A 23497-nucleotide genomic window follows, 5' to 3' on the forward strand; every position below is an offset into this window, starting at 1 on the left:
CACTGCTGCGCCGTCGGTTTTTTTTGAACTCACGATTTCACTTTTTCCTGCGGAGGCCCCATGGCCGTTTCAGTTTTTGACCTTTTCAAGATCGGCATCGGACCATCCAGCAGCCACACCGTGGGCCCCATGCGCGCCGCGCGCCTCTTCGTGCTGCGCCTGCGCCATGAAGAGCTTCTGGGCAAAACCGCGCGTGTGGTGTCGCAGCTGTACGGCTCTTTGGGCGCCACAGGCAAGGGCCACGGCAGCGACAAGGCGGTTTTGTTGGGCTTGGCCGGCCATGAGCCAGACACGGTAGATGTCGAGCAAGTACCGGCTTATCTGGACGCCATCCGCAGCGGCAATTCCGTGAACTTGCTGGGCGAGAAAACTGTTGCCTTCAACGAGGCCAAGGACCTGGTGATGTTCCGCCGCCAAAGTCTGCCGCTGCACGCCAACGGCATGAAGTTCAGCGCCTATGACGAGCAAGGCGAGTTGCTGACTGAGCGCACCTATTACTCGGTGGGCGGCGGCTTTGTGGTGGCCGAAGAGGTCTTGGCCGACGGGCAAAAGCAAAAAGTCATCGCGCCTGACGCCACCGTGCTGCCCTACCCCTTCAAGTCGGGCGACGAGTTGCTGGCTTTGACCAAGCAGCACGGCATCAGCATCGCCGAAGTGATGCGCCGCAATGAGCGCCACTGGCGCACAGACGAAGAAACCCGCGCCGGTCTTTTGAAGATTTGGCAGGTCATGCAAGACTGCGTGACCCGCGGCTGCAAAACCGAGGGCATCTTGCCCGGCGGCTTCAAGGTCAAGCGCCGCGCGCCGCAATTGCACCGTGACCTGACCGCCAACCCGGAAGCCGCCCTGCGCGACCCGCTGCAGGTGATGGACTGGGTCAATCTCTATGCGCTGGCGGTGAATGAAGAGAACGCAGCGGGTGGCCGCGTCGTGACGGCGCCCACCAACGGCGCCGCCGGCATCGTGCCCGCCGTGCTGCATTACTACAGCCGCTTTGTGCACCACGCCAATGACGACGGCGTGATCGACTTCTTGCTGACCGCCGCAGCGATCGGCATTCTCTACAAAGAAAACGCTTCGATTTCGGGCGCCGAGGTCGGCTGCCAGGGCGAAGTGGGCGTGGCCTGCTCCATGGCTGCGGGCGCGCTTTGCCAAGTGATGGGAGGCACGCCCGAGCAGGTGGAAAACGCCGCCGAGATCGGCATGGAACACCACCTCGGCTTGACCTGCGACCCGGTGGGTGGCCTGGTGCAGATCCCCTGCATCGAACGCAACGCCATTGCCTCGGTGAAGGCCATCAACGCCGCCCGCATGGCCTTGCGCGGCGATGGCACGCACTTTGTCAGCCTGGACAAGGTCATCAAGACCATGCGCGACACCGGCGCCGACATGATGACCAAGTACAAAGAAACCGCGCGCGGCGGCCTGGCGGTGAATATCGTCGAGTGCTGATCTGGCCTCGCTCAGTGGAGCTGGGGCCTTAGCAAGGCCGTGAGCCGAGTGATGCCCACGGGCTCCTCGGCCTGCAGCGGCACCACCGCATAACGCTGGGCATGCTCAGCAGCCACGGCCTGGATGAAGGGCAATTCCTTCGCTGCTCGGGCTTGCAGCAAGGGTGAGCGGGTCTGGCTGGCGGCCAGGCTGTTGTTGATGATCCAAGCCCAGGGTTCGATGCCGGCTCGGCGCAGGTCTTGCTGAAGCCTGGCGGCTTCTTGAACCGGCGTGTTTTCGGCCAGCGTGGCGATCAAAACTTTGGTGCGGCTGGCGTCTTGCAACTGCATCATGGGCGTGGTGAAGCGCAGGCCCGCATCCGTCATCTGCCGGCTGATCTCTCGGTGATAGGCGCCAGTGGCATCCAGCAGCAGCAAGGTGTGGCCGGTGGGCGCGGTATCCATCACCACAAACTTGCGGCCGGCCTCACGGATGATGCGAGAGAAGGCCTGGAAGACCGCAATCTCCTCGGTGCAAGGCGAGCGCAGGTCTTCTTCCAGCAGGGCACGGCCGTGTGCATCCAGCTTCTTGCCCTTGCTGGCCATGACTTGATCACGGTAGCGCTGAGTTTCAGTCTGCGGGTCAATGCGACTGACGGTGAGCTGCGCCATGGCCCCGCTGAGCGTTTCCTGCAAATGAGCGGCCGGGTCTGAGGTACTGAGATGCACCTCATGCCCGCGCCGGGCCAACTCCAGAGCCAGCGCCGCCGCCAAGGTGGTTTTGCCGACGCCACCTTTGCCCATCACCATGATCAGCCCGTGACCGGGCGCCTCCAACTCGTCGATCAAATCGGACAAGGCAGGTGCCTGCAGCGGTGTCAGCGCCTGGCTAGCCTGCTGCCGCGCGGTGGGCTTGAGAGGCTCCATCAGCAACTGCCGCAAGGCGTCTAAACCGACCAAATCAAAGCCCTGCAATGGGATGCAATCCATAGGCAGCGAGCGCAGCAACTCCGGCATCGCCGCGAGTGCCTGGCTCTCTCGGTGCACCACCGCCGCCGCCAAGGGATCACCAGTGCCTTCGTCCGCGGGCATCAGGCCATTGATGACCAGATACTGCTGAGACAGGCCGACGGCCGCCAACTCATGGTGGGTGCGCGCCAATTCACGCAGACTCGATGCTTGCGCGCGCGCCACCAATACCAGCCGGGTTCGAAGCGGGTCGGCCAGGGCCTCCACCGCGGCCTGGTATTGCGTTCTCTGCTTGTCCAAACCCGCCAATGGACCTAGGCAGGAAGCGTCGCCCTGGCCCGTTTCCAAGAATTGATTCCAAGCCCCAGGGAGCTGCAAAAGGCGAATGGTGTGGCCGGTGGGTGCTGTGTCGAACAAAACATGATCAAAGCGCGCCAGCAGCGCGGCATCGGTCAACAAGCCGGTGAACTCATCGAATGCGGCAATCTCGGTGGTGCAAGCGCCCGACATTTGCTCTTCCATGCCCTTGACGATGTCATCGGGCAGCACCCCGCGTGAAGGGCCAACGATGCGGTCACGGTAGCCCTGCGCTGCCGCATGCGGGTCAATCTCCAAGGCCCACAGCCGGGGCACGGCCGGGATTGCGGTGATCTCATTGCCAATCGGCACATCAAAGACCTGGCCGACATTGGACGCCGGGTCGGTGCTGACCAAGAGCACCCGCTGCCCAGAATCCGCCAGTTTCAAGGCGGTAGCACAGGCCAGAGAGGTTTTGCCAACGCCGCCTTTGCCGGTGAAGAAGGCAAAGCGAGGCAGGCGATCGAGGAATTTCAAGCTTGTGTCCATCTTGCTCCGCAGTGTCCGCCCGACGAGGGCGATGGGAAAGAACTTGGGGGATGCTTCTCAGTATGGCGACAAGTCGCTTGAAGCTCGAGCCCAGGCCTCGCCAGTCTGCAACTATTTCAAACCTCTTGATTGCGCTGCATCAATCCTTGCATCCATATTTCCACTTCTATAGAATTATCGACTTATGGAAGAACAAGTCATCATCCGCTCGCTCGCCGCCCTCGCGCAGACCCACCGTCTGAAGGTTTTTCGCCTTTTGGTGGTGGCCGGCAAAGAGGGTCTGACGCCTGGCGCCATTGCTGAGGCACTGGAACTACCGGCAGCGACGCTGTCCTTTCATTTGAAGGAATTGGCCAATGCCGGCCTGGTCAGCCAAGAGCGCATGAGCCGCAATATGGTCTACCGCGCCTCGTTTGAGCACATGAATGGCTTGATGGCCTATCTGACCGAAAACTGCTGCCAAGGTGAAGCCTGCCTGCCGGTTTCAGCCGATAGCTGCGGCTGCTAACTCCTCCCTCGTCTTGTCTGAAAGCCCCTCTACCGTGAATCCATCCACCCGCTTCAACGTCCTCATCCTCTGCACCCACAACTCGGCCCGCAGCGTGCTCAGCGAAGGCATGCTCAACCATTGGGCAAAAAAGCTGGGCAAAGACGTGCGCGCCTTCAGCGCCGGCAGTGCGCCCAGCGGTCGCCTGAACCCCTTTGCCGTGGAGGCGCTGACCAATGCCGGCGTAGACATCAGCGGCTACCGCAGCAAGAGCTGGGACGAGTTCACCACGCCCGAGGCGCCTCCGCTGTCCTTGGTCATCACCGTTTGCGACAGCGCTGCGGCCGAGCAATGCCCGGTCTTCTTTGGCGCGCCCTCAGCGGGCGGCCAGCCCTTGAAGATCCACTGGGGCTACCCCGACCCGTCCAATGCCGAGGGCGGCGATGAAGGCAAACGCCGTGCTTTTGAGTTGACCCGCCAGGCGATTGCCTACCGCATGCTGCAACTCTTGAGCTTGCCCTTGGGGCAATTGAGCAAGGCCGAGTTGCTGGCCGCTTTGAACGAGATTGCGGCCTCTTGAACATGAACAGCAGCACCTCACAAAAGCTTCTGGCCGAAGCACTGGGCACTGCCCTGTTGCTGGCCGTGGTGATCGGCTCTGGCGTGATGGCCGAGCGCTTGTCGGGCGGCAATGTGGCGCTGGCTTTGCTGGCCAACACGCTGGCGACCGTGGGGGGGCTTTACATCCTGATCGAGGTGTTTGGCCCCATCAGCGGTGCCCATTTCAATCCGGCAGTTTCGCTGGTGATGGCCTTTCGGGGCGATCTGCCCAAGGCGCTTTTCGCACCCTATGTGGCGGTGCAACTGTTGGGCGCGATGCTGGGCGCCTGGCTGGTGCATGCGATGTTCGACATGAGTATTTGGCAGTTCTCGACCAAGCTGCGCAGCGGCAACGGCCAATGGATTGCCGAGACCGTGGCCACCTTCGGTCTGCTGCTGGTGATTCTGCGGGCACCGGCCGGCCGGGCTTCGGCCATGGTGGCGGCCTATATCGGCGCGGCCTATTGGTTCACCGCCTCCACCTCATTCGCCAACCCGGCGGCCGTGTTCGGCCGCATGTTCAGCGACAGCTTTGCGGGCATTGCACCGAGCAGCGCCATCGGTTTCGTGCTGGCGCAATTGCTCGGCGCGGGCCTGGCCGTGGCAGTGCACCAGATCTTGTTGCCGGCCAAGGCGCCCCGTACTCATGCAGGCGTAGAGCTGCCGCATGTCTGAGCTGCTCTTTCCCGACGCCAGCTTCCCGGCGCTGAATGCGGACTTGTTCGAGCGCCCCACACAAGAGCAGCTGCAGCTGCCCCAGCCTTCAGCGCATCGCCCCCGCATCCTGATCTTGTACGGCTCGGTGCGGGAGCGCTCTTACAGCCGGCTGCTGAGTTTTGAGGCCGCGCGTTTGCTGGAGGCGATGGGCGCCGAGGGGCGCATCTTCGATCCCAGCGGCCTGCCGCTGCCCGACGATGCGCCGGACAGTCACCCCAAGGTGCAAGAGCTGAGGCAATTGGCGGCCTGGTCCGAAGGCATGGTCTGGTGTTCACCCGAACGCCATGGCGCCATGACGGGCGTGATGAAAGCGCAAATCGACTGGATTCCCTTGGCGGCCGGCGCGGTTCGCCCAACGCAAGGCAAGACCCTGGCCTTGATGCAAGTCTGCGGCGGTTCGCAGTCTTTCAATGCGGTGAATCAGATGCGGGTGTTGGGGCGCTGGATGCGTATGTTGACCATTCCCAACCAATCCTCGGTGGCCAAGGCCTTTGCCGAATTCACCGAAGAGGGCCGCATGAAGCCTTCGGCTTTTTATGACCGCGTGGTGGACGTGATGGAAGAACTCGTCAAGTTCACTTTGTTGACGCGTGACTTGGGCCCCTATCTGGTGGACCGCTACAGCGAGCGCAAGGAGAGTGCCGAAGCGCTGTCGCAGCGAGTCAATCAACGCGCACTTTGAGTAAGAGCCAAGGCCCGGGCGTCCCCTTGCCTGGGCCTAGCGATCCAAAGGCGGTTTGTCCTTGGGCAGCCAGCGTTTGTAGATGGCCAAGAAGCTGCCATCGCGTTTCATCTCTTGCAGTTTGTCGGACCAGGCTTTGATTTCAGCGTCGGGTGTATCCGTAGAGAACGCGATATAGCCTTCCGAGCTGGCATAGCTGTAGACGATCTCGAGCGCTTCTTCTGAGACCCCCGCCTTGGCCATGATCTGCGGCATGGACAAGCGCTCGGTGGCATAAAACGGCGCCCGCTTGGCCAGCAGCATCTTGATGGCGGTCACCGGGTCGGTGACCGGAAGCAAGTTCTGAAAGCCCAAGGTCTTGAGCTCTTCGGCGGTGAACCAGTCGCGCACCACCAGCACGGCCTGGGCGCGTTTGGCGTCGTCCATGCTGCGCAAACGCATGCCATTCTTTGCTGGCGCATAGATGGAGCTGTAAAAGGTGACGATGGGGCCGACCCATTTGAACTGCTTCTCACGCTCCGGCGTGCGAGCCATCGAGAACAGCGCCACTGCGCCTGGCCCCTTGACCTCGCGGAAGGCTCGGGCCCAGGGCATGAATTCAATGCTCTGCTTCTGGCCCAGCCGGCGCTGGATTTCCTGAACGATCTCAACTGCCAGGCCCTTGGGCACACCGTCCTGACTGAAGTTGACCGGCGGAAACTCTTCGCTCAGCAGCCGCACATCGGCCTGCGCAGGCCGCATCAAGCAAAGGCTGAGCAAGAGGCAAGGCAAGCCGTAGCGCAAAATTGTGATGGGGGTCTGCATCGGTGGCGTGAGGATAGCAGCAAGAAATCTGCTTTGCCGACACCCCATGAGAATCATCCCCTGATGAAAAAAGGGCGCCCAAGGCGCCCTCTTCTCTGTCAGCTGCTGCCGGTCTATTCCGCAGGCATCAAACCCAGCGAGGCACTGGACTCATCTGCTGCGGCAGCCTTCTTCGCCGGCTTGCGCTCGCGCACCAGATAGGAGTACAGCACCGGCACCACCACCAGGGTCAAGAGCGTGGAAGTGATCACCCCGCCGATGATGGCGCGGCCCATCGGTGCCTGAACCTCAGCACCTTGGTTCAGCGCAATCGCCATCGGCAACATGCCGAAGACCATGGCTGCGGTGGTCATGATGATGGGTCGCATACGGATCAAGCCGGCTTGCAAAAGCGCTTCAGGAATCGTGGCCCCAGCCTTGCGGGCATGGTTGGCAAAGTCCACCAACAAAATCGCGTTCTTGCTGACCAAGCCCATCAGCATCACCAGGCCAATCATGGAGAACACATTCAGCGTCGAGCCGGTGATCAGCAAGGCCAACATCACCCCGATCAAAGCCAATGGCAGCGAAGCCATGATAGCAATGGGCTGCACAAAGCTGCCGAACTGGCTGGCCAGCACGATGTAGATGAAGATCACCGCTAGGCCCATGGCCGCCAACAAACCCTTGAAGGCCTCGGCCTGCTGTTTGGCGCCACCGTCCACATTGAAACTGACGCCGGGCGGCAGCTGGGTGGCCTTGATCATCTTTTGCACATCGGCATTGACGTCACCAGACGGGCGGCCTTCGGTGCCGGCAAACACGGCCTCGCGGCGCTGCAAATTCTGGCGACGGATCACCTCCGGGTTGAAGACCGACTCGATGGTGGCGACCTGGTCCAGCGCGATGGGCGAGCCGTCTTTGGCAAAGGCCACCGGCAGCTTGAGCATCTGATCCACCCGTTGGCGAGCCTCGACCGGCAAGCGCAAGAGCACCTCGACCTGGTTACCGTCCGGCGTGGTCCAGTAGGTGGCCACATCACCGTTCACATAGGCGCGCAAGGAGGCAGCCAGCTGCGGCGCCGTCAGGCCCAGCTCGCGCACGGCCGAATCCTTCAGCTTGACGGCATAGGCCGGCAGGCCGGGCTTGACCGTGGTTTCCACATCCACTGCACCCGGAATCTTCTTGATCTTGGCCACCAAATCATTGGCGGCCTGGGTCAGCACTTGCGGGTCATTGCCCAGCAAGGTGATCCAGATGGCGCGGTCGCCGCCGACGCTGGCGTCCACACCAGGGATCTTGGCGATGTCGGCACGGATCGCGTCTTCAACCTCCTTTTGGCTGCGCTTGCGCTCCTTCTTGTCGACCAAAGAGATGCTCAAGGTGGCTTGGTTGCGGCCGGTGGTCATGCCCTCGCCGGTGCCGCCGACCACGGTGGAAACCGTCTTGATCTCTTTGTAGTCGCTCAAGATCGCTTCGATCTGCGCCACCTTGGCATTGCTGCGTTCCAGGCTGGAGGCCACGGGCATGCGCAGATTGACTTGGGTGAAGTTGTCATCGGTCTTGGGCGCAAACTCGCTGCCGACAAAGCCGGCCAGCACCAAGGCCAGCACAAAGCTACCCACGCCGGCCATCATCACCAGGCCGCGCGGCGTGATGGTGGCCAGACGCAGGCGGCGCTTTTGGCTGCGATCGCGCTGACCTTGCGCATCGAAGGGACGGCCAAACACCGGGATCGGCGGCACGAAAATCCGATAGCGGCGACCCGAGAAGGCCCAGCGAATCGCCACCTCATAGACGCGGTGCAAAACGTCCATGCCACGGTCGGTCGCGCGGAGCAAATGACCGATGACAGGCACGCGCTGCAGATAGTGGCTGGGTGGGTCTTTCCAGATCGAGCTGAGCATCGGATCCAGCGTGAAGCTCACAAACAAGCTCACCAGCACCGCCACCGCGACGGTGATGCCAAAGGGATAAAAGAACTTGCCGATGATGCCGCCCATGAAGGAGATCGGCACAAACACCGCGCAGATGGCGAAGGTGGTGGCCATCACCGCCAGACCGATCTCGTTGGTGCCGTCAAAGGCGGCGGTACGGTGGTCCTTGCCCATGCCGACATGGCGCACGATGTTCTCGCGCACCACGATGGCGTCATCGATCAAGAGGCCGATACACAGGCTCAGGGCCATCATGGTCATGAAGTTCAGCGTGAAGCCAAAAGCATGGACGGCGATGAAGCTGGAGATCACCGCGATCGGCAGGGTCAGGCCGGTGATGATGGTCGAGCGCCAGCTGTGCAGGAACAGGAAGACGATGGCGATGGTCAGCAGCGCGCCTTCCACCAGCGTGTGTTTGAGCCCGTCCAGTGCATTCTTGACGTTATCGCTGGAAGCAAAAATCAGGTTCAGCTCAACATCGGCCGGCAGGTTTTTGCGCAGCTCCTCCATCGCTTCCTTGACCCCTTCGCCGGTGGTCACGATATTGGCGTCTTGCTGCTTGAAGACATTGAAGCTGACGGCTTGCGCGCCATTGATGCGGGCAATGCTGTCGGCCTCGCGTTCACGTTCAACCAGGGTGCCCAGGTCGCCCAGGGTCAGCACCAGATTGCCGCGTCGCGCCACCACGATATTGGAGAACTGCTTGGGGTCTTTGACCCGGCCCTCAACGCGCAGGATCGCGTCGGCGTTTTTGTCAGAGATCAGGCCCACCGGTTGGTCGGCATTGGCCTCGCGCAAGGCTTGCGAGATCTCGGCCGGGGTCACGCCATAAGCGCGCAGGCGCAGCGGATCCAGATCGATGCGCACCTCTCGGGTCACCAGGCCGCCCACATCCACGCGGGCCACGCCGTCCACCCGGCCCAGGCGTTTTGCAATGCTCAGCTCGGCCATCATGGACAACTCACGGGCCGGCCGGGTCTTGCTCATCAGCGCGGCCAGCACGATAGGCTGGCTGTCTTCGATCTGCGCCCGCGCCACCGTCGGTGTTTTCACATCTTTGGGGAAAGCGGCTTGAGCCGCAGCGACACGGTCACGCACCTCTTGCATGGCGCGGCCCATATCGGTGTTCAGGCCAAACTCGACCTGGGCCTGCACGCGGCCTTCGAAGCTGCGCGACATCACTTTTTCAACGCCGGCAATCGAGTTGAGCGCTTCTTCCAGCGGCTTGGCCACTTCGCGCTCCACCGCTTCGGGCGAAGCGCCGGGATAGCGCACATCCACAGAGGCCACTGGGATTGAGATGTCGGGCATGTTCTCAACGCCCAGCTTGGCGTAGGAGAACAAACCCAACACGCACAAGGCCACCATCACCATGGTCGCGAAGACCGGGTTCTGGATCGAAACTTTGGTCATCCACATGATGCGATCCTCAGTTCACCGCAGCTGCAGAGGCCGCTGGCGCCGAGCTTGCTGCCACCTTGGTCTTGGCGGGCACCACCGAGGCCTTGGCGCCTTCGCGCAGATTGTCGAAGCGTGCGGCCAGCACTTGGGCAGCGGGCGTGAGGCCTTGCAGCACCTCCACGCGACCCTCTCGCGCATCGCTGCGGCCGGTGGTGACGATGCGGCGCAGCAAGGCGCCGTTCTCAATCATCCACACCTGTTCTTGGCCGGCATTGCTGCTGACCGCCGCTTGCGGCACGGTCAGGCGCTGGGCATCGTCGGGCAACTCCACGCGGGCCACTGCGTACTGGCCGGCGCGGAACTCTTCTTTCGGATTGGCCAACTCCAAGGTCACGCCGATGGACCGGGTGCCAGGCTCAGCGGCCGGGGCAATGCGGCTGATGCGCGCTTCCACCGGACGATCGCTGCCCTCCACCTTGATCTGCACCGGCATGCCGGGCTTCAAGCGGCTGACCTCGTGGGTGCCGACCAAGCCGGCCAACTCCAGGCGACTCAAGTCCACGATGCTGAGAATTTGCTGTTCGGGTGCCAACTTCTCGCCGGGCAGCGCATGGCGCTTGCTGACCACACCGCTGATGGGCGCCACCAAGGCGGCCTGACGCAGCGTCACCTGGGCGGTGTCCAACTGCGCTTTGGCGGCCGAGACCTGGGCGCGGGCGGCTTCCAAACTGGCTCTTGAAGTGTCCAGCGCCGTTGAGGCAATGAACTTCTGATCCGCCAGACCTTGATTGGCTTTGAACTGACGCTCGGCTTGGTCAAACTGCGCGCGGGCCGACTCCAAAGAGGCGTTGCGCTCGGCGATGCGATAGCGCAGCTCTTCCAGGTCCAGTTGGCCCAGGTTCTGGCCGGCCTTGACTCGGCTGCCTTCGGCCACGCTGAGGTTCACCAGGGTGCCGGTAGATTTGGCACGCACGACCACGGTGCCGGGCGCCACCAAGGGGCCTGAGAACTCGATCTGCGCGGGCATGCTGGTCAGCACAGGCTTGACCACCTCGTTGGGCACGAACTCGAGCGCCACGCTGGCCTTGCCGTCTTCGCCCTTCTTGCTCTCACTGGCCTTTGCGCCAGACGACGGAGACTGACTGGCCTTGCTGCTACCCAGAAGCGCCACGCCGGCGCCACCTGCCAAAACCACTGCGGCGATGCCGCCGATAAGCCACTGCTTGCGCATGGAGTCCCCCATTGACTGTCGAGCTGAAAGTGGCCGCAGTGTAGGGATGAGGGGCCGCCGCCGGGAGGGCAAGTGGGATGAACTGCAGAATGCGGGGCACGATCTGCTTCCGGCACCGATGGTGGGTTTTAAGCAGTGCCGTTGCGACGGTCCCAAACCAAGCTGCGCCAGCAGCACAAGGCACTGGCCAAGGCCGCCAGGGAGGCCACGCCGAAGACGGCGGCATAGCCGGTATGTGAAACCAGCCAAGCGCCAGCCACGCTACCCAAGACACCGGAGCAGCCATAGCCCAACACCGAATAGAGCGCCTGCCCCCTACCCCGCAGCGTGCCGGGGAAATAGCGCGTCACCAAGGCAATGCAGGCGGTGTGCTGGGCCGCAAAGGTGATGGCGTGCAGGCATTGCGCCAGCACCAAGATGCTCAAGCTGCTGGCAAAAGCCCCGGTCAGCCCGAAGCGCAAGGCGGTCAGCAGCGCCGCCGCAATCAGCCAGTGGTGCAGGCTACCCCGCTCCATCATGCGGCCCTGCAAAGCGAACCAGGCAATCTCCACCACCACCGAGGCAGCCCACAGGAGCCCCACGATCTGCTTGCCGTAGCCCATGGAATCCATGAACAAGCTGAAGAAGGTGTAGAGCGCCGTATGCGCCAGCACCGTCAAGAACACACCGGCAAAAAACCAGCGCACTTCCGGGCGGCGCAAGACCTTGGCCACCGGTGGCGCCGGCGCATGGGCATGGGCCGGGCGCTCTTGTTGCTGCGGCAGCCGCCAGGCCATCACGACCACAGCACCCAACAGGACTAAGGTCGTGATGGCAAAGGCCTTCATGCCGAAATGCTCAAACCACCAGCCGGCGATCAATACCGTCGCCAAAAAGCCCACCGAGCCCCAGACCCGCACCTGGCCATAACGGCGCGCATCCATGCTGCCATCGGGCGTCATCAGTTGCGCAGCGATCAGCGTCTCAGTCAGCGGCACGATGGCCGCGTTGAAGCTGAACATCAAAAAGGTGGATGCCGCCAGCGTGCTCACCGTCTGCCAAGGCGGTGGCAACAAAAAGCCAAGCGCCGCAAGAAAGCTGGCCAGGGCGGCATAACGGATGATCTTGATGCGCTGGCCGCTGCGGTCAGCCAGCGCGCCCCAGGCATAGGGCGCGAACAGCCGGGTCCAGCTGGCCAGCGATACCAAGAAGCCAATCGCCACCACCGGCAGGCCCAGCTCCTTGTACCAAAGCGGCGCAAAGGGGTTGAAGCCACCGATGGCTGCAAAGTAGGCAAATGAGAGCGCGCTGCAAGCCAGCAGCGTGCGCCTGGAGGCGGCGCTGTCAGTCATTCAATTCAAGGAGCGGAGGCCTTGATCGCTTCAATCGGCAAGACCACATCGCCGCATTGGGCGCGGTGGCGCAGCGCATGGTCCATCAAGACCAGGGCCAGCATGGCCTCGGCAATCGGCGTGGCGCGGATGCCCACGCAGGGGTCGTGGCGGCCGAACGTCTCCACCGTTGAGACCTCACCGGCGCGATTGATCGAGGCTTTGGGCGTGCGAATCGAGCTGGTGGGCTTGATGGCGATAGAGGCAACGATGTCTTGGCCGGTGGAGATGCCGCCCAGCATCCCGCCCGAGTTGTTCGAGGCGAAACCCAGCGGCGTCAGCTCGTCGCCATGCTCGCTGCCGCGCTGAGTGACGACGCCAAAACCGGCGCCGATCTCCACGCCCTTGACCGCATTGATGCCCATCATGGCGTAGGCGATATCGGCATCGAGCTTGTCGAACAGCGGCTCGCCCAGGCCCACAGGCACGCCGGTGGCTTCGACCCGGATGCGTGCGCCGACCGAATCGCCCGACTTGCGCAGCGCGTCCATATAGGCTTCCAGCTCAGCAATCTTGCTGGCGTTGGCTGCGAAGAAGGGGTTGTCACCCACATGCTGCCAACCTTCGAAGGGGATCTCGATCTCGCCGAGTTGCGTCATGCAGCCGCGGAACTCGGTGCCGAATTTCTCCTTCAACCATTTGCGGGCGACCGCGCCGGCGCCGACCATGGGCGCCGTCATGCGGGCCGAGCTGCGACCGCCGCCGCGCGGATCACGCAGGCCGTATTTGCGCCAGTAGGCATAGTCGGCATGACCGGGGCGGAAGGTGTCGAGGATGTTGCCGTAGTCCTTGCTGCGCTGATCGGTGTTCTTGATCAGCAGGCAAATCGGCGTGCCGGTGGTGAAGCCTTCATACACACCGGAAAGGATCTCCACCGCATCGGGTTCATTGCGCTGGGTCACATGGCGCGAGGTGCCGGGGCGGCGGCGATCCAATTCGGGCTGGATGTCGGCCTCGCTCAAGGCCAGGCCCGGGGGGCAGCCGTCAATCACGCAGCCGATCGCGGGTCCGTGGCTCTCGCCGAAATTGGTGACACGGAACAATTCGCCGAAAGTGCTGCCTGACATGGGGAACCTGGAGTGCTGAAGCGTTGCGGAAGTGGCCTTCAGGAGGCCGAGCCGATTCTATCGGCCACCTGCAAGGCAAGCCGGGCGGCCAAGAAAAAAGCGACCCTGGGGTCGCTTTGTTTTCAGCAGGGCTGAATCAGCCCGAGCTTTAGAACTTGGACTCACCCGCTGTTTGCGGGTTGTCTTCGAGCGGCCAGTCGCGGATATAGGCCTTGAGCATGCGGTTCTCAAAGTCTTGGCCGTCGACCACGGCCTTGGCCACGTCGTAAAAAGAGATCACGCCCATCAGCGTACGGCCGTCAAGCACCGGCATGTAGCGGGCGTGGCGGCCCAGCATCATGCGGCGCACTTCGTCGATTTCGGTCTCAGGGGTGCAGGTCAGCGGATGGTCGTCCATGACGGTGCGAACCAGCATATTGCCGACGCTGCCGCCATTGCGCACGATCGCCGCAATCACCTCGCGAAAGGTCAGCATGCCGATCAAATCGCCATGCGTCATCACCACCAGCGAGCCGATGTCGCGCTCGGCCATGGTGGTCACGGCCACCGACAAGGGTTCGTCCGGCGTGACCGTGAACAGCGTTCCGCCCTTGACCCGCAGTATGTCGACGACCTTCATGAATTTCTCCTCAAGCACTAGGCAAAAAGGGCCGAATTTTCGGGCCCCGTTCCTGGGTTGGTAACCGGTTGGAAACATAGCACACAATCTGCGCATCAAACACCCGGGAGACACCATGTCCGGCTATGCCGACCCTGCTTTTGACACCTTGGCGCTACACGCCGGAGCCGCCCCTGACCCGAGCACCGGCGCGCGCGTCACGCCGCTGCATCTAAGCACTTCGTTTGTGTTCGAGAACTCAGCGCACGCCGCCTCGCTGTTCAATATGGAACGCGCCGGCCATGTCTACTCGCGCTTGTCCAACCCGACCACGGCCGTGTTTGAAGAGCGTGTCGCGGCCTTGGAAGGTGGCGTCGGCGCCATTGCCACGGCCAGCGGTCAGGCCGCCTTGCACTTGGCGATTGCAACGCTTGCCGGCGCTGGCTCGCACATCGTCTCCAGCGGCGCGCTCTACGGCGGCTCACACAATCTCTTGCACTACACGCTGGCGCGCTTCGGCATCGAGACCACCTTTGTGAAGCCCGGCGACCTGGACGCTTGGCGCGCGGCCATCTGCCCGAACACCAAGCTGCTGTTTGGCGAAACGCTGGGCAACCCCGGCTTGGATGTGCTGGACATCCCGAACATCGCCCAGATCGCTCACGAGGCAGGTCTGCCCCTGCTGGTGGACTCCACCCTGACCACACCGTATCTGATGCGGCCTTTTGCGCATGGCGCGGATTTGGTCTATCACTCGGCCACCAAGTTTTTGTCGGGCCACGGCACGGTGGTGGGCGGCGTGTTGGTGGATAGCGGCAACTTTGACTGGCAGGCCGCGCATGAGCGGCACGGCTTGTTCCCTGAGTTGTGCGAGCCCTATGCGGGCTTTCACAACATGGTGTTTGCCGAGGAGAGCACCGTTGGCGCCTTCTTGCTGCGCGCCCGCCGCGAAGGCCTGCGCGACTTTGGCGCCTGCATGAGCCCACACACCGCCTGGCTGATCTTGCAAGGCATCGAGACCCTGTCGCTGCGCATGCAGCGCCATGTGCAGAACGCGCAGAAGATTGCCGAATTCTTGGCGGCACACCCGCAAGTGGAAAAGGTCGCCTATCCCGGCTTGGCCAGCCACCCCGACCATGTGCTGGCGCAGACCTTGCTGCCGCGCGGCTGCGGCTCGGTCTTCAGCTTTGACTTGAAAGGCTCCAGGGCTCAGGGGCAAACCTTCATCGAGGGCTTGAAGATCTTCTCGCACCTGGCCAATGTGGGCGACTGCCGGTCCTTGGTGATCCACCCCGCCTCCACCACCCATAGCCGCATGGACGACGCCGCGCTCGCGCTGGCTGGCATTGCGCCGGGCACCATCCGGCTTTCGATCGGCCTGGAAGATGCCGACGACTTGATTGATGACCTGAAGCGTGCCCTCAAGCTCGCCTCCAAATAAGCGCAGGGAAGCAGCCAGATGAAAACCATCGTCAAAGGCCATGAGGCCTATGCCTACACCGGCGGCAAGCCGCTGGACCCCACCCTGCCCGCGCTCGTCTTCATCCACGGCGCCTTGAACGACCACAGCGTCTGGACCCTGCTGGCGCGCTGGTTTGCTCACCACGGGCATGCGGTATTGGCCGTCGATTTGCCCGGCCACGGTCGCAGCGGCGGCCCGGCGCTGAGCAGCATTGCCGAGCTGGGCGATTGGATCTGGGATCTGCTCGATGCAGCCGGCATCAGCCGCGCGGCCTTGGTTGGCCACAGCATGGGCTCGCTGATCGCGCTTGAGGCTGCGGCCCGGCAGTGGGAACGCGCCAGCCATTTGCTGATGGTAGGCACCGCCTATCCGATGAAGGTCAGCGAAGCGCTTTTGAACACCGCCGAGGCAGACCCGGGCAAGGCCATTCAGATGGTCAATCAGTTCTCCTTCTCCAGCCTGGCTGCCAAACCCTCATACCCCGGCCCTGGGGCCTGGCTGCAAGGGGCTGAGTTGGCGTTGAAACGGCGCATTCAAGCCAAGCAGACGGCCCTCAATCTGTTCGCGCATGATTTCCGGCTGTGTGACGCCTACGACGGTGGTCTTGAGGCAGCAGCTCGTGTGACATGCCCATGCGACTTCATCCTGGGCGATCGCGACCAAATGACCTCGCCAAAACAAAGCCGCTCACTGGCCGAAGCCCTGCAGGCCAAGATTCATTTGCTGCCGGCAGGTCACTCGCTGATGGCCGAGCAACCAGACTTGATGCTGCAAGCCGTTCGCCTGGCCTTGGCTCGTCAAAGGGATTGAGCTTGCGGCGACTTCAGTTGCGATAACCGATGCTCAGGCCCAGGCTGTAGCCCTGGCTTTGCTCGATGATGGGGCTGCTCAAAGCCGGCCCCAGCAGGCGGCTGTAGCCCGCACTCGCAAAGCCCAGCCAATGGGGGCTGAAAGCATAGGTATAGCCGGCATTCAAGCTGAACTCGCGCAAGCCGGCCTTGGCCCGGTAGCTGCGTCCCAGGCGGGTCGCGGCGACGCTGCCTTCGGGCACGCCGAAGTAACTGTCCATATAGCGGGCATCGCCGCCACCCAAGCTGATGCCGGCCAAGAGCTCAGATCGACTGTCGCGGTAAAGGCTGTGGCTCAAGTCCAAATTACCGACCAAGCCACCACCCCGCCCCGCCAGGTCTTGCCCCAGCGCGCCGGACAGATGCCATTCGGGCGCCAGGGTGTAAGCACCATAGAGGCGACCGCGCAAGGTGCTGCGCACTTCGGGCAAGCCGGCGGTCACACCTTCATTGCTGGTTTTGCGGCCGCCATCCAGACGCAGGCTGAGGCCGAATCTGAATCGCCCATCGCTGTAGAGGTCGCGGCTGGCGCCAGGGCCTGGCCCAATGGCCGCATGGCCAAAGCCCATCAAGGCGGCTCCGCCCGAAGTGGAGATACGCCACTTGCCCCAGCGCAGCGCCCACATCGGCCCAATCGAAGTGCTGTATCTCTTCGAGCCCCAGTAATCGGGCCCATAGTGGCTGGCCACGCCCAGCAGGTAGCGAAAGTCATCGTCCACCAATTCACCATGCGCCATCTCGGGGTCGAGCACGGTGATCATGGCTTTCATGGGCGGCTTGAGCAGACCCGCGATCGGATCAGCACTCGGCTCAGAGGCAGCTGGGGATGCTGGCTGCTCATTAGCAGGACAAAGCGTGCAAACCAGCAGGGCCAGACAAGGCAAAAGCTCAGAGACTCTCATGCCTCTGAGCTTAGCAGTGCCGGGCCTGAGGACCAGCTTATTTCAAACGCCACTTTTCCGGCGCTTTTTGCCTTGATTCGTTTTGATGGGTCTTGGTCGGTTTACGCTGCAATGCCCAAGATGGGGCGCAACTGCGTCAACATATCCCGCACCATGGCGCTCAGGTCGTACTGCAGCTTCCAGCCCCAGTCTTGCACCGCGGCGCTGTCGTCAATGCGCTGCGGCCAGCTGGCGGCAATGGCTTGGCGGAAGTCGGGCGCGTAGTCGATTTCAAAACCTGGCAGCTGGCGCGCAATTTCAGCGGCAATCTCGGCCGGCGTGAAGCTCACCCCTGCGAGGTTGTAACTGCCGCGTTGAACAATCGCCTCGGCCGGCGCTTCCATCAACTCGATGGTGGCGCGCAGAGCGTCGGGCATGTACATCATGGGCAAGCCCTGACCCTCTTCCAGGAAGCAGGTGTAGCGCCCGGTCTTCAAGGCCGAGTGGAAGATGTCGATGGCGTAGTCGGTGGTGCCGCCGCCGGGCGGGGTCTTGTAGCTGATCAGGCCGGGGTAGCGCAGGCTGCGCACGTCCACGCCGTGGTTCTTGTGGTACCAGGCGCACCAGCGCTCACCCGCGAGCTTGGAGATGCCGTAGATGGTGGTCGGGTCCATCACCGTGGTTTGCGGTGTGTCCAGCGAAGGCGTATTCGGGCCGAAGGCGGCAATCGAGCTGGGCCAGAAGATCTTGTCCAGCTTTTGGGTGCGAGCCAGCTCCAAGACATTGAGCAGGCCCTTCATATTCAGGTCCCAGGCCCACATCGGGTGCTTCTCGCCGGTGGCCGACAGGGCCGCCGCCAGGTGGTAAATCTGGGTGATGGCATTGCGCTTGACCACGCCATCCAGGGCCGCGGCATCGGTCACGTCCAGCACCTCGTGGTGCAACTGCGGCACCCGGCCCTTGGGCGCTAAGTCACTGGTGATGACATTGTCGTCACCATGGCGCAAGGCGAGTTCTTGGGCCAGCTCGGTGCCGATCTGGCCATTGGCGCCGATGATGAGGATCTTGGTGGTGCTCATGCGTTTAAAGCTCTCGCGGGAGTTCGTGTCGAGGAATTTCTTGAATGCAAAAAGGGCTCAGGCCTTGATCAGGCCCAGCTCGCGGCCGGCTTGGGCAAAGGCCGCCACCGCCTTCTCCAGATGCTCGCGCTCATGGCCGGCCGAGACCTGGACGCGGATGCGCGCCTGGCCCTTGGGCACCACGGGGAAGAAAAAGCCCACCGCGTAAATGCCCAACTCCAGAATGCGTGCGCTCAGCTTTTGCGCCATGACGGCGTCGTACACCATGATGGGCACGATGGAATGGGTGCCTGGCTTGATCTCGAAGCCAGCAGCTTGGATGGCTTCGCGGAAGTAGGCGGTGTTGGCCTCCAGCTTGTCGCGCAGATCGGTCGAGCCCTCCAGCAGATCAAGCACCGCGATAGACGCGCCGACGATGCTGGGCGCCACGGTGTTGGAGAACAAGTAGGGGCGCGAACGCTGACGCAGCAATTCGATCACTTCCTTGCGGCCGCTGGTGAAGCCGCCTGAGGCGCCACCCAGGGCCTTGCCCAGGGTGCCGGTGATGATGTCGATCTTGCCGAAGACATTGCGGTACTCATGGGTGCCGCGGCCGGTCTTGCCGAGGAAGCCGCTGGCGTGGCATTCGTCGATGCCCAGCAGAGCACCGTAGCGGTCGGTGATCTCACGGATCTTGTCGAGCTGGGCAATGGTGCCGTCCATCGAGAACACGCCGTCGGTGAAGACCAAGGTGAAACGCGCACCGGCGGCCTGGGCCTCCTGCAAGCAGCGCTCCAGGTCGGCCATATCGTTGTGCTTGTAGCGGAAGCGCTTGGCCTTGCACAGGCGGATGCCGTCGATGATGGAGGCATGGTTCAGCTCGTCGCTGATGATGGCGTCTTGCTCACCCAAAAGCGGCTCGAACAGGCCGCCATTGGCGTCAAAAGCGGCCGCATAAAGAATCGTGTCCTCAGTGCCGAGGAACTTGGCCAGGCGTTGCTCCAGGGTCTTGTGCAGGTTCTGCGTGCCGCAGATGAAACGCACCGAGGACAGGCCGTAGCCATGGGTGCGCAAGGCCTCGTGCGCGGCTTCGATGACCTTGGGATGCGAGGACAGGCCCAGATAGTTGTTGGCGCAGAGATTGATCACCTCTTTGCCGTCATTGGTGTGCACCACGGCCCCTTGCGGACCGGTGATGACGCGCTCGCTTTTGTACAGACCCGCCTCACGGATGCTCTGCAGCTCGCTGTTCAGGTGGGCGTAGAACTCTTGCGTGTTGGCCATCGTCTGTCTCCTGGTGCACAATTCACTAAATTGAACGCAGTTCGATATACCGAACTTTCGTGCAGTATCTGGGATTTCGTTTTCAAGGTCAAGCATGTCCATCCCCAATCTGGAGAGTCTGGAGCCGCCCAAGGTGGGCGCCACACTCCAAAGCCTGCGTCAGGCGCAGGGTCTGTCGCTGGACGAGTTGTCTCGCCGCGCCGGCGTCAGCAAGTCGATGCTTTCACAGATTGAGCGCAACCAGGCTAACCCCACCGTTGCGGTGGTTTGGCGTCTGGCCAATGCGCTGCGGGTCGAGATGTCAGAGCTGCTGGGCGGCGAACGCACCGCAGCGCCTGCGATTGAGAAAGTCGCCGCGCATTCGATTCCCGGCATGAGCAGCCCCGACGGGCTTTGCCAGCTGCGCATCTTGGGGCCAATTGATCTGGCGGGCCAGTTCGAGTGGTATCAGCTGACAGTGCAGCCGGGTGGCGTCTTGGAGTCAGCCGCCCATGAGCCGGGCTCAAGAGAGCATCTGAGTGTCTTGAGTGGCAGCTTGGAGGTCAGCGCCGGCGGCAGCATTCAAACCCTGGCGACCGGTGAAACCGCCCGTTATGCGGTGGACGGCCCCCACGCAATTCGCAACAAGGCCAAGCCGGATGGCGAGCCCGCGATCGCCTTGTTGGTGGTCTTGCACCCCTGATTGATTGCCAGTGCGGGCTTTGCGGGCTATTGTGGGCTATTGCGGACTCAGCTTCCCAGCAGATCTGCGATGCTGAGTTTTTCCCAGCTGCTGCGTTGCCAGAGCGGGGCCAAACTCATGGTTCGCTCGGCCAGCATGGTGCGCAAAAGCGGCGCTGCAGCCACATGCTCGGGCACACCCAAGAGCACCAGGCGCTGAGCGCCGCCCTCCTCCAGCCGCCCGATCAGATCCAAATCGCCAAGCTGATCCAAGACCGGTTCCAGCTGCAATGGGTCCACGCGCAGCCGGCGGGCCAAGCCCAGCGTGCTGACGCCGCCTTCACCTAAGTGCTGAGCCAAACGCAATTCGCGCAGCACACCCAAGGCCAATTCCAGACTCAGGCCTGGCATCTCAGGTCGACGCAACATGCCCGTGCTGAGACTGGGCGCATTGGCTGCCAGCAAAGCACCCAGCAGCACGATGACCCAGCCCGCATAAAGCCAAACCAGAAAAATCGGCACCGTGGCAAAAGCGCCGTACAAGGTCGAAAACGTCGGCACCGATTTGAAGTACCAAGCCAGTACGCTCTTGGCCACATTAAATCCCAGGGTGACAAAGACGCCGCCCGCCAAGGCGTGACGCCAACGCACATCGGTATTGGGGACATAGCGAAACAGCGCCGCCACGCCCACCACCATGATCAAAAACTCGATGCCGCTGAACAGTACCGCCAAGCTGAAGGGCAGATTGGCCAACAAGCCATGGCCGGTGGTGATGGCGTAACTGGTCAAGGCCAAACTGCCCCCCAAAACCAAAGGGCCGGCGGTCAAGGTAGCCCAGTAAACCAAGAGACGTTGGGTGAAGGGTCGCGACCTCTGTACCCGCCAGATGGAATTGAGCGTACGGTCAATCGTCAGCATCAAAGCTAAAGCAGACAGACCCAAGGCCACCAAGCCGACGGCCCCCAAACGATTGGCCTTGGAGGCGAACTGCGTCAATGCCCCCAAAACCGGCTTGGCGATATTGACCGGAATCAGACTTTTCACGAAGTACTGTTCCAGAGCCACTTGGAAAGAGGAAAAGATCGGGAATGCGGTGAACAAGGCCAACATCACCGTCAGCAAGGGCACCAGAGAAATCAGCGTGGTGAAGGTCAGGCTGCCGGCGGTCAGGCCCAAGCGCCCTTCGCGAAAGCGCAGATGCAGGCTTTGCACCATCAATCGCCATGGCCAGCGATTCAAGGTCGAAACAAGAAGGCCGGCCCAGTCTTTCAGTTGGAGTTGTTCGGGAGAGATTTTGCGCATGCTGGCTATGATGCCAGCATGTCTATGCCTCCCTTGAATTCGCCGTCCTCGGCTGCTCCTGCTGAAACCACGGCCGCGCCCGTTTTGCGCACCCAAGCCAGCCATCGTGAGGCGCTGTCTCGCAGCTTGGCCTTGGGCTCTTTGATTGCCCTGTTTGTGCTGTGCCTGGCTTGGGAGCTTTGGCTGGCCCCCACCGGCCGTGGCAGCTTGGCCATCAAGGCCCTGCCCTTGCTGATCCCCATGTTGGGACTGTGGCGCTACCGGCTCTACACCTTCCGCTGGCTCAGCCTGATGATCTGGCTGTACTTTGCGGAAGGCGCGGTGCGCGCCACCAGCGAGCACGGCCTGAGTGCCGGCTTGGCCGCCATTGAGGTGCTTTTGAGCGTGCTGATTTTCTGCGCCTGCGCCCTGCATGTGCGCTTGCGCCTGGCTGCGGCCAAGGCCGCAAGCGAAGCCTCCGCCTCATGAACACCCACACCCTGTTGGACGCCTTGCGCGATTTGCTCGGCGAGGCGGGGCTGCTAGAGAATGGCGATCTTTCGGCCTTTGAGCGCGATTGGCGCGGCCGTTATGCCGGTCGCGCCTTGGCGGTGGCCCGACCGGCCAACACCGAGCAAGTAGCCAGCGTCGTCAAGCTGTGCGGCCAGTACGGCGTCGCTCTGGTGCCGCAAGGGGGCAATACCGGCTTGGTGGGCGGCTCGACCCCCGATGAAAGCGGCCAACAACTGCTGCTCAGCTTGGGCCGTATGAACCGCATTCGCCAGATTGATGCGGACAACCAGACGATGACGGTGGACGCCGGTTGCATCTTGCAAGCGGTGCAGGCAGCGGCCGCCGAACAGCATTTGCTGTTTCCGCTCAGCTTGGCAGCCGAAGGATCCTGCACCATTGGCGGCAATCTGGCCGCCAATGCCGGGGGCACTCAAGTCTTGCGTTATGGCAATGCCCGCGAACTCTGTCTGGGCCTGGAAGTGGTGACTGCACAAGGCGATGTCTGGGATGGACTCTCAGGCCTACGCAAAGACAACACCGGTTATGACTTGCGCGACCTCTTCATCGGCAGCGAGGGCACGCTGGGCGTGATCACCGCCGCCACAGTCAAACTCTATCCGCAGCCGCTGGCGCAAATGACCGCACTGGCCGCTTGTGCCACGTTAGAAGATGCGCTTCGATTGTTAGCTCTGGCGCAGCAGCGCGCGGGATCGTCGCTGACCGGCTTTGAGCTGATGAATGCCTTCTCGCTGAGCTTGGTGCGACAGCATTTCCCGCAGCTGCAGCAACCTTTGGCGGCAAGCCCATGGACGGTGTTGTTAGAACTCTCGGACTCTGAGAGCGAAGCCCATGCGCGCCGTATTTTTGAAACGCTGTTGGAGCAAGCGTTGGAAGGTGGCGTGATCACGGACGCAGCGGTTGCCGAGAGCCAAAGCCAGTCGCAAGGCCTCTGGCATTTGCGCGAGTCCATTCCCCTGGCCCAGGCGCAAGAGGGGCTCAATATCAAACATGACATCGCCCTGCCGGTGTCGGCAATCCCCGCCTTTGTAGCGGCGGCTGACACCGCACTGGCTCAGGCAGTGCCGGGTATTCGCTTGGTCAACTTCGGGCATTTGGGCGATGGCAATTTGCACTACAACGTGCAGGCACCACTTGGCATTGCGCCGCAGGAATTCTTGGCCGCGCATGAAGCAACCATCAACCGCATCGTCTACGACGCGGTGGCGGTTTTTGGCGGCAGCTTCTCAGCCGAACATGGCATTGGTCGCCTCAAGCGCGAAGAGCTGACCCAGCGCAAACACCCGGTCGCCTTGCAAATGATGCGCGCCATCAAAAAAGCCCTGGATCCCCAGGGCTTGATGAATCCAGGGCGGCTGCTCTGAGCAGCCG

At 62.4% G+C, this 23497-nt stretch carries 21 protein-coding genes; 10 read left to right on the top strand and 11 right to left on the bottom strand.

Annotation, left to right across the window (positions count from 1 at the left end; genetic code table 11):
- Positions 1-60 precede the first annotated feature (60 nt).
- Positions 61-1452, top strand: a complete 1392-nt coding sequence (locus LNV06_RS00975; RefSeq protein ID WP_263536379.1) for an L-serine ammonia-lyase — start codon at positions 61-63, stop codon at positions 1450-1452.
- A gap of 11 nt (positions 1453-1463) precedes the next feature.
- Here LNV06_RS00975 and arsA read toward each other — a convergent pair whose 3' ends face one another.
- Positions 1464-3245 (bottom strand): arsenical pump-driving ATPase, encoded by a 1782-nt coding sequence (gene arsA, locus LNV06_RS00980; RefSeq protein WP_318013401.1) that lies wholly within the window; start codon positions 3243-3245, stop codon positions 1464-1466.
- A gap of 184 nt (positions 3246-3429) precedes the next feature.
- Between arsA and LNV06_RS00985 the strand changes: the two genes are divergently transcribed.
- From LNV06_RS00985 to arsH, 4 genes are read left to right on the top strand one after another with little or no spacing between them, the layout of a single operon-like run.
- Complete coding sequence (locus tag LNV06_RS00985; RefSeq protein WP_263536380.1) at positions 3430-3753, top strand: ArsR/SmtB family transcription factor; 324 nt, start codon at positions 3430-3432, stop codon at positions 3751-3753.
- Positions 3754-3787: 34 nt separating this feature from the next.
- On the top strand, positions 3788-4312 hold the full coding sequence (locus tag LNV06_RS00990) for an arsenate reductase ArsC (protein ID WP_263536381.1): 525 nt from the start codon (positions 3788-3790) through the stop codon (positions 4310-4312).
- 2 nt (positions 4313-4314) lie between these two features.
- Positions 4315-5007, top strand: a complete 693-nt coding sequence (locus LNV06_RS00995) for an aquaporin (RefSeq protein ID WP_263536382.1) — start codon at positions 4315-4317, stop codon at positions 5005-5007.
- Positions 5000-5731: an arsenical resistance protein ArsH gene (gene arsH, locus LNV06_RS01000; protein WP_263536383.1), complete on the top strand. Its 732-nt coding sequence runs from the start codon at positions 5000-5002 to the stop codon at positions 5729-5731. Before LNV06_RS00995 ends, arsH begins: the two co-directional genes overlap by 8 nt.
- 36 nt (positions 5732-5767) lie before the next feature.
- Here the strand turns inward: arsH and LNV06_RS01005 are convergent, their stop codons facing one another.
- The 6 genes from LNV06_RS01005 to LNV06_RS01030 form a co-directional block, all read right to left on the bottom strand.
- Positions 5768-6535 carry a substrate-binding periplasmic protein gene (locus tag LNV06_RS01005; RefSeq protein ID WP_263536384.1) on the bottom strand — a complete coding sequence of 256 codons (768 nt, stop codon included), beginning with the start codon at positions 6533-6535 and terminating at the stop codon, positions 5768-5770.
- Between the two features lie 113 nt (positions 6536-6648).
- Complete coding sequence (locus LNV06_RS01010) at positions 6649-9870, bottom strand: efflux RND transporter permease subunit (protein WP_263536385.1); 3222 nt, start codon at positions 9868-9870, stop codon at positions 6649-6651.
- Positions 9871-9880: 10 nt separating this feature from the next.
- Complete coding sequence (locus tag LNV06_RS01015; protein ID WP_263536386.1) at positions 9881-11083, bottom strand: efflux RND transporter periplasmic adaptor subunit; 1203 nt, start codon at positions 11081-11083, stop codon at positions 9881-9883.
- A 128-nt stretch (positions 11084-11211) separates the two neighbouring features.
- A complete protein-coding gene (locus tag LNV06_RS01020; protein WP_263536387.1) occupies positions 11212-12414 on the bottom strand; it encodes an MFS transporter in 1203 nt (400 codons plus the stop codon).
- A 5-nt stretch (positions 12415-12419) separates the two neighbouring features.
- The gene (aroC, locus tag LNV06_RS01025; protein ID WP_263536388.1) at positions 12420-13520 is read right to left on the bottom strand and encodes a chorismate synthase; all 1101 of its coding nucleotides are present in this window, start codon (positions 13518-13520) and stop codon (positions 12420-12422) included.
- 148 nt (positions 13521-13668) lie between these two features.
- Complete coding sequence (locus LNV06_RS01030; protein ID WP_263536389.1) at positions 13669-14139, bottom strand: CBS domain-containing protein; 471 nt, start codon at positions 14137-14139, stop codon at positions 13669-13671.
- Positions 14140-14254: 115 nt separating this feature from the next.
- Here LNV06_RS01030 and LNV06_RS01035 point away from each other — a divergent pair, with 115 nt between their 5' ends.
- Both LNV06_RS01035 and LNV06_RS01040 read left to right on the top strand, forming a co-directional pair.
- Positions 14255-15559 (top strand): O-acetylhomoserine aminocarboxypropyltransferase, encoded by a 1305-nt coding sequence (locus tag LNV06_RS01035; RefSeq protein ID WP_263536390.1) that lies wholly within the window; start codon positions 14255-14257, stop codon positions 15557-15559.
- A gap of 18 nt (positions 15560-15577) precedes the next feature.
- Positions 15578-16390, top strand: a complete 813-nt coding sequence (locus LNV06_RS01040; RefSeq protein WP_263536391.1) for an alpha/beta fold hydrolase — start codon at positions 15578-15580, stop codon at positions 16388-16390.
- Between the two features lie 13 nt (positions 16391-16403).
- Here the strand turns inward: LNV06_RS01040 and LNV06_RS01045 are convergent, their stop codons facing one another.
- From LNV06_RS01045 to kbl, 3 genes are all read right to left on the bottom strand, one after another.
- Positions 16404-17198: a MipA/OmpV family protein gene (locus tag LNV06_RS01045; protein ID WP_263536392.1), complete on the bottom strand. Its 795-nt coding sequence runs from the start codon at positions 17196-17198 to the stop codon at positions 16404-16406.
- A gap of 233 nt (positions 17199-17431) precedes the next feature.
- Positions 17432-18388 carry an NAD-dependent epimerase/dehydratase family protein gene (locus LNV06_RS01050; RefSeq protein ID WP_263536393.1) on the bottom strand — a complete coding sequence of 319 codons (957 nt, stop codon included), beginning with the start codon at positions 18386-18388 and terminating at the stop codon, positions 17432-17434.
- A gap of 57 nt (positions 18389-18445) precedes the next feature.
- Positions 18446-19651 carry a glycine C-acetyltransferase gene (gene kbl / locus LNV06_RS01055; RefSeq protein WP_263536394.1) on the bottom strand — a complete coding sequence of 402 codons (1206 nt, stop codon included), beginning with the start codon at positions 19649-19651 and terminating at the stop codon, positions 18446-18448.
- Between the two features lie 94 nt (positions 19652-19745).
- On the opposite strand from kbl, the gene LNV06_RS01060 reads away from it, so the two are divergent.
- The gene (locus tag LNV06_RS01060) at positions 19746-20333 is read left to right on the top strand and encodes a helix-turn-helix domain-containing protein (protein WP_263536395.1); all 588 of its coding nucleotides are present in this window, start codon (positions 19746-19748) and stop codon (positions 20331-20333) included.
- Between the two features lie 47 nt (positions 20334-20380).
- Here LNV06_RS01060 and LNV06_RS01065 read toward each other — a convergent pair whose 3' ends face one another.
- Complete coding sequence (locus LNV06_RS01065) at positions 20381-21616, bottom strand: YihY family inner membrane protein (protein ID WP_263536396.1); 1236 nt, start codon at positions 21614-21616, stop codon at positions 20381-20383.
- An 18-nt stretch (positions 21617-21634) separates the two neighbouring features.
- Between LNV06_RS01065 and LNV06_RS01070 the strand changes: the two genes are divergently transcribed.
- Together LNV06_RS01070 and LNV06_RS01075 are read left to right on the top strand one after the other, a co-directional pair.
- Positions 21635-22084 carry a DUF2069 domain-containing protein gene (locus LNV06_RS01070; RefSeq protein WP_263536397.1) on the top strand — a complete coding sequence of 150 codons (450 nt, stop codon included), beginning with the start codon at positions 21635-21637 and terminating at the stop codon, positions 22082-22084.
- Positions 22081-23490, top strand: coding sequence for an FAD-binding oxidoreductase (locus LNV06_RS01075; protein WP_263536398.1), 1410 nt, complete (start codon positions 22081-22083; stop codon positions 23488-23490). Before LNV06_RS01070 ends, LNV06_RS01075 begins: the two co-directional genes overlap by 4 nt.
- The last annotated feature ends 7 nt before the right edge of the window (positions 23491-23497 follow it).

Origin of the sequence: Paucibacter sp. Y2R2-4, assembly GCF_025717535.1 — a bacterium.
Classification (GTDB): domain Bacteria; phylum Pseudomonadota; class Gammaproteobacteria; order Burkholderiales; family Burkholderiaceae_C; genus Paucibacter_A.

Bases quoted from the DNA above. Each gene is read 5' to 3' on its own strand.
- LNV06_RS00985 (WP_263536380.1), top strand. From the start codon at position 3,430: ATGGAAGAACAAGTCATCATCCGCTCGCTCGCCGCCCTCGCGCAGACC.
- aroC (WP_263536388.1), bottom strand. From the start codon at position 13,520: ATGTCAGGCAGCACTTTCGGCGAATTGTTCCGTGTCACCAATTTCGGC.
- kbl (WP_263536394.1), bottom strand. From the start codon at position 19,651: ATGGCCAACACGCAAGAGTTCTACGCCCACCTGAACAGCGAGCTGCAG.
- LNV06_RS01040 (WP_263536391.1), top strand. From the start codon at position 15,578: ATGAAAACCATCGTCAAAGGCCATGAGGCCTATGCCTACACCGGCGGC.
- LNV06_RS00995 (WP_263536382.1), top strand. From the start codon at position 4,315: ATGAACAGCAGCACCTCACAAAAGCTTCTGGCCGAAGCACTGGGCACT.
- LNV06_RS01070 (WP_263536397.1), top strand. From the start codon at position 21,635: ATGTCTATGCCTCCCTTGAATTCGCCGTCCTCGGCTGCTCCTGCTGAA.
- LNV06_RS01020 (WP_263536387.1), bottom strand. From the start codon at position 12,414: ATGACTGACAGCGCCGCCTCCAGGCGCACGCTGCTGGCTTGCAGCGCG.
- LNV06_RS01075 (WP_263536398.1), top strand. From the start codon at position 22,081: ATGAACACCCACACCCTGTTGGACGCCTTGCGCGATTTGCTCGGCGAG.
- LNV06_RS01010 (WP_263536385.1), bottom strand. From the start codon at position 9,870: ATGTGGATGACCAAAGTTTCGATCCAGAACCCGGTCTTCGCGACCATG.
- LNV06_RS00975 (WP_263536379.1), top strand. From the start codon at position 61: ATGGCCGTTTCAGTTTTTGACCTTTTCAAGATCGGCATCGGACCATCC.
- LNV06_RS01015 (WP_263536386.1), bottom strand. From the start codon at position 11,083: ATGCGCAAGCAGTGGCTTATCGGCGGCATCGCCGCAGTGGTTTTGGCA.
- arsH (WP_263536383.1), top strand. From the start codon at position 5,000: ATGTCTGAGCTGCTCTTTCCCGACGCCAGCTTCCCGGCGCTGAATGCG.
- LNV06_RS01035 (WP_263536390.1), top strand. From the start codon at position 14,255: ATGTCCGGCTATGCCGACCCTGCTTTTGACACCTTGGCGCTACACGCC.
- LNV06_RS01045 (WP_263536392.1), bottom strand. From the start codon at position 17,198: ATGAAAGCCATGATCACCGTGCTCGACCCCGAGATGGCGCATGGTGAA.
- LNV06_RS01050 (WP_263536393.1), bottom strand. From the start codon at position 18,388: ATGAGCACCACCAAGATCCTCATCATCGGCGCCAATGGCCAGATCGGC.
- LNV06_RS01065 (WP_263536396.1), bottom strand. From the start codon at position 21,616: ATGCGCAAAATCTCTCCCGAACAACTCCAACTGAAAGACTGGGCCGGC.
- LNV06_RS01030 (WP_263536389.1), bottom strand. From the start codon at position 14,139: ATGAAGGTCGTCGACATACTGCGGGTCAAGGGCGGAACGCTGTTCACG.
- LNV06_RS01060 (WP_263536395.1), top strand. From the start codon at position 19,746: ATGTCCATCCCCAATCTGGAGAGTCTGGAGCCGCCCAAGGTGGGCGCC.
- LNV06_RS01005 (WP_263536384.1), bottom strand. From the start codon at position 6,535: ATGCAGACCCCCATCACAATTTTGCGCTACGGCTTGCCTTGCCTCTTG.
- arsA (WP_318013401.1), bottom strand. From the start codon at position 3,245: ATGGACACAAGCTTGAAATTCCTCGATCGCCTGCCTCGCTTTGCCTTC.